Genomic DNA, 4,911 nt, shown 5'->3' with positions numbered 1-4,911 from the left:
GTCCCTGTTCTCCGCGGTGCTGCTCGCCCGCACCGCGGCGCCGGACCCCCGTACCTTCACCGGCTGGCCGGACCTGCTGCCGCTGCCGCCGGCGGCCTTCGGTGCGGGGATCGTCGGGGCGCTCTCCTTCGGGCAGGAATTCCGCTATCCCGCGCTCGCGCCCGACCAGGGCACCGTCCCCCGCCGCCTGGGGCTGCTCGGGGCCAAACTCGTCGTCACCGGGGCCACCGCCGTGCTGCTGGCGCTCCTCTCGGTGGGGCTCGACGCGGCGGCCGTGTGGCTGCTCTACGGCGACGACGCGGCCGCCGCACCCGGCGAGTGGGCCCTCGGGCTCGCGGGCTGCGCATGTCTCGCGCTCGGCTGCGCCTGGTCCGGCCTGCTCGCCGCGGGCCTGTTCCGGTCCACCTCGCTGGGGCTCGTCGCGGTGCTGGCCGTACCGACTCTGGTGATGCCCTTGGTGGGCAGCATGCTGGCGGAGCCCGCCGCCCGTTCGCTGATCGGGCTTCCCGAGCGGCTGCGCGCCGCCGCCGTTGTCCAGTGGCCCTCCGGGATGGACGACGGGGTCTCGGTGGCCCTGCAGTTGGTGTCCCAGCCCGTCGGCTGGGCGCTCGCCCTGTCGCTCGCGGGGCTGTTCGGCGCGTATGTCCTCACGGTGTTCCGTGGCGGTCCGCGGTGAGGGCGCGTGCCGGAGTGCTCACGCCGCCGCGCTCGCACCCCGGAACCCGCCGGAGGCCCGGGCGCCGCAGGAGTCACGCTCCGCATTCACACCACCCCGGAGAGTGCCTGCTTCTGTCCATTTGGGCGTCAATTGTGAGGTAATGGGCGATCACCCTTTCGTGTGCTTTTCACCAAAGACCTCAAGGGAGTTGGAGGTGTCGCCGACAAAGGAGGCGTGAGTACCCTTGCGCACACCATGATGACCGCGGCTCGCCCCGCCGACACCGGCCTGACAGGCCCGGGCGAGCTTGACCGTTACCCCTACGCGGAGGCTCCGGGGGCCGACCGCGGGGCCTCGTCCGCCTGGGACGGCGAGGCGGAGCTGAGCCGGGCGGGCCGCCGGGCCGCCGGCAGCCGCGGCCGGGGGCTGCACGGCCAGCTCGTGCAGCAGCTCGGCCAGATGATCGTCTCCGGCGACCTGGGAGCCGACCGCCCGCTCGTCCCCGAGGAGATCGGGCAGCGGTTCGAGGTCTCCCGCACCGTCGTCCGCGAGTCCCTGCGGGTCCTGGAGGCCAAGGGCCTGGTCAGCGCCCGCCCCAACGTCGGCACCCGAGTCCGTCCCGTCAGCGACTGGAACCTGCTCGACCCCGACATCATCGAGTGGCGCGCCTTCGGCCCGCAGCGTGAGGACCAGCGCCGCGAGCTCTTCGAGCTCCGCTGGACCATCGAGCCGCTCGCCGCGCGCCTGGCCGCGGGGCACGGCCGCGAGGAGGTCCAGCAGCGTCTCGTCGACATGGCCGAGATCATGGGGCACGCGCTGGCGCAGGGCGACTCGCTCACCTTCAGCCGCGCCGACGCCGAGTTCCACGCGCTGCTGCTCCAGGTCGCGGGCAACCGCATGCTCGAGCACCTCGCGGGCATCGTCTCCTCCGCCCTGCACGTCTCGGGAGCGCCATCGGGCGGCTGCGACCGCCCCACGGAAGCGGGAGTGGGTCATCACCTCCGGATCGTCGACGCCGTGGGCGCCGGTGACGGCGCCGGGGCGGAAGCCGCGATGCGCCAACTGCTCGTCACCCACCCCGACGTCGAGCGGGTGGTGCCCGCCCCCCGCGAGCACTGATCCCGCGGAGGGCGCGGCGGCGCCGCGAGTCGCACGGACGGGCCGCACGCGCGGGACCGGACGGACGGCTCGCGTGTACGGGCGGACGTGCGACCGTACACGCGAGCTGTCATCCGGCGCCCGGGCGGTGCCCGGCGCGTGATGCGTGAACCGCCCTGCTGTGGACGGATCCGGATATGCCCCCGGGGTTCGGTCGGGGGCGGGCGAGGCGTTCTGTCCACTTGAGTGGCATTTCGAGTCTTATGGGGTGTGACTCGGGCCACGAGGATTGGGCGTAACGCTCTTTGAGGCCGTGCGATGACTAAAGAGGTGGCAGCCGCGGAGGGAATACCGGCCTCGTTCGAGGTGCTGTGTCCGTCTGCATTCACCACCCGCGCCGCCGGTTCATCCTTGCCGGCGGTCGTCGGAGCCGGTTCCTCGATCGGAGGGCCGGAGCCGGAAGCCGTTTCCATCGTTCCGAGAGGTTGTTCGTGTCGGCCAGCACATCCCGTACGCTCCCGCCGGAGATCGCCGAATCCGAGTCTCTGATGGCGCTCATCGAGCAGGGAAAGGCCGAGGGGCAGATCGCCGGCGACGACGTGCGTCGGGCCTTCGAGGCTGACCAGATTCCGCCAACCCAGTGGAAGAATGTTCTGCGCAGCCTCAACCAGGTCCTCGACGAGGAGGGTGTGACGCTGATGGTCAGTGCCGCCGAGGCGCCCAAGCGCACCCGCAAGAGCGTCGCAGCGAAGAGCCCGGCGAAGCGCACCGCCACCAAGACCGTGGCGTCCAAGACGGTCACGGCCAGGCAGACCACGTCCGCGACGTCCGCCTCGGAGGCGTACGGCGACAGCGACGACGCCATGGGCTCGCCCGTGAAGAAGGCCGCCACCAAGAAGGCGGCGGCGAAGAAGACGGTGGCCAAGAAGGCCGCCGTGAAGAAGACGACGGCCAAGAAGACCGCCGCGAAGAAGGATGCCGACGAGCTCCTCGACGACGACCTCCTCGAGGAGACCTCGGCTCCGGGCAAGGTCGACGAAGAGGACGAGACCGGCGAGAACAAGGGCTTCGTCCTGTCCGACGAGGACGAGGACGACGCGCCCGCGCAGCAGGTCGCGGTCGCCGGTGCCACCGCCGACCCGGTCAAGGACTACCTCAAGCAGATCGGCAAGGTCCCCCTCCTCAACGCCGAGCAGGAGGTCGAGCTCGCCAAGCGCATCGAGGCGGGTCTGTTCGCCGAGGACAAGCTGGCGAACTCCGACAAGCTCGCTCCCAAGCTCAAGCGCGAGCTGGAGATCATCGCCGAGGACGGGCGCCGCGCCAAGAACCACCTGCTGGAGGCCAACCTCCGTCTCGTGGTCTCCCTGGCCAAGCGCTACACCGGCCGCGGCATGCTCTTCCTGGACCTCATCCAGGAGGGCAACCTCGGTCTGATCCGCGCGGTCGAGAAGTTCGACTACACCAAGGGTTACAAGTTCTCCACGTACGCGACGTGGTGGATCCGCCAGGCCATCACCCGCGCGATGGCCGACCAGGCCCGCACCATCCGTATCCCGGTGCACATGGTCGAGGTCATCAACAAGCTCGCGCGCGTCCAGCGCCAGATGCTCCAGGACCTGGGCCGCGAGCCCACCCCGGAGGAGCTGGCCAAGGAGCTCGACATGACCCCGGAGAAGGTCATCGAGGTCCAGAAGTACGGCCGTGAGCCGATCTCCCTCCACACCCCGCTGGGTGAGGACGGCGACAGCGAGTTCGGTGACCTGATCGAGGACTCCGAGGCCGTCGTGCCCGCCGACGCGGTCAGCTTCACCCTGCTCCAGGAGCAGCTGCACTCCGTCCTCGACACGCTCAGCGAGCGTGAGGCGGGCGTCGTCTCCATGCGCTTCGGTCTCACCGACGGTCAGCCGAAGACGCTCGACGAGATCGGCAAGGTCTACGGCGTGACGCGTGAGCGCATCCGTCAGATCGAGTCGAAGACGATGTCGAAGCTGCGTCACCCGTCCCGCTCCCAGGTCCTCCGCGACTACCTGGACTGACGGACAGGACGTCACCCCGACAGCAGGCCCCGAAGGCCCGGCGCCCTCCCTTCCGGAAGGTGCCGGGCCTTCGGGCTGTCCGGGGCCGGTCCGTCGGTGCGGCCGGGCGGACTTCCGGATGCGGTGATCGCCTCGCGGGTTGACCCTGGGTGTGCAAGGAACTCCGCACCGTCAGGAGGTCGTATGCGTTCGCTGTGCTTCCCGCTGGCAGGCGCCTTCGCGCTGCTGCTGGCGGCGTCCGCTCCGGCGGCAGCGGACCGTGCGGTCATCGGTGGCCAGTCGGTGAGGGCGTCGGACGCGCCCTGGGCGGTGGCCCTGGCGAGCCGCCAGCGCTTCGGGCCCGCCCGGTCGGGGCAGTTCTGCGGCGGCGTCGTGGTGGGGCCCAGGACGGTCGTCACGGCGGCGCATTGCCTGAGCCACGAGGTGCTCGGCATGGACGTGAGCGAGGCGAGGGACCTCCGGGTCATCGTCGGGCGGGACGACCTGCGCAGCCTGAGCGGAGCCGAGCTGGAGCTGCGTGACACCTGGGTCAACCCGGACTACGACGCGGTGACCAACGCGGGCGACGTCGCCGTGCTCACCCTGAAGGAGCCGGTGCCGGGGGGCCGCGTCATTCCGATGGCGCAGCCCGGCGAGACGGTCTACAAGACGGGCACGGCGGCCATGGTCTACGGCTGGGGCGACGTGTACGGGGACGGCACCTATTCCGAGACGCTGCGTACCGCCAAGCTGCTCGTCCTGGACGACTCCATGTGCGAGCGGGCCTACCCGGGCAGCGCCGAGGGCGTGTACCGCCGGGGCTCGATGCTGTGCGGGGGGCTGCCGGAGGGCGGCAAGGACGCGTGCCAGGGCGACAGCGGCGGGCCGTTGGTCGCGCGAGGGCGGCTGATCGGCCTGGTGTCGTGGGGGAGCGGCTGCGCGCAGAAGGGACACCCCGGGGTCTACACGAGGATCTCCTCGGTCGCGTCACTGCTGGCCGCACGGCTCACCGACGGCGCGAAGCACACGGAAGGCGGCGCGAGACAGGGAAACGGGGTGAAGGGGGCCGAAGGGGCGGGGAAGGCCGAGAGCTATCAGGGCCAGGCCGAGCGTCCGGGCCACGATCAGGGTCCGGGGCTG

General features: G+C 71.1%; 3 protein-coding genes and 1 pseudogene. All 4 read left to right on the top strand.

The annotated features are described in order from the left end of the window. Positions 1 to 676, top strand: a pseudogene (locus tag K6I34_RS31725) (ABC transporter ATP-binding protein); the annotation flags it as partial. A 162-nt stretch (positions 677 to 838) separates the two neighbouring features. Further along, positions 839 to 1,777 (top strand): FCD domain-containing protein, encoded by a 939-nt coding sequence (locus K6I34_RS31720; RefSeq protein WP_308294083.1) that lies wholly within the window; start codon positions 839 to 841, stop codon positions 1,775 to 1,777. A 470-nt stretch (positions 1,778 to 2,247) separates the two neighbouring features. Continuing rightward, positions 2,248 to 3,792 (top strand): RNA polymerase sigma factor, encoded by a 1,545-nt coding sequence (locus K6I34_RS31715; protein WP_229331364.1) that lies wholly within the window; start codon positions 2,248 to 2,250, stop codon positions 3,790 to 3,792. A 183-nt stretch (positions 3,793 to 3,975) separates the two neighbouring features. Further along, positions 3,976 to 4,911 (top strand): serine protease (locus tag K6I34_RS31710; RefSeq protein ID WP_308294082.1); only part of this gene is annotated, 936 nt, incomplete at its 3' end.

The sequence above is a fragment of the Streptomyces sp. UNOC14_S4 genome (genome assembly GCF_020740835.1).
Classification (GTDB): domain Bacteria; phylum Actinomycetota; class Actinomycetes; order Streptomycetales; family Streptomycetaceae; genus Streptomyces.
This window is presented reverse-complemented; position numbering and strand designations above follow the sequence as displayed.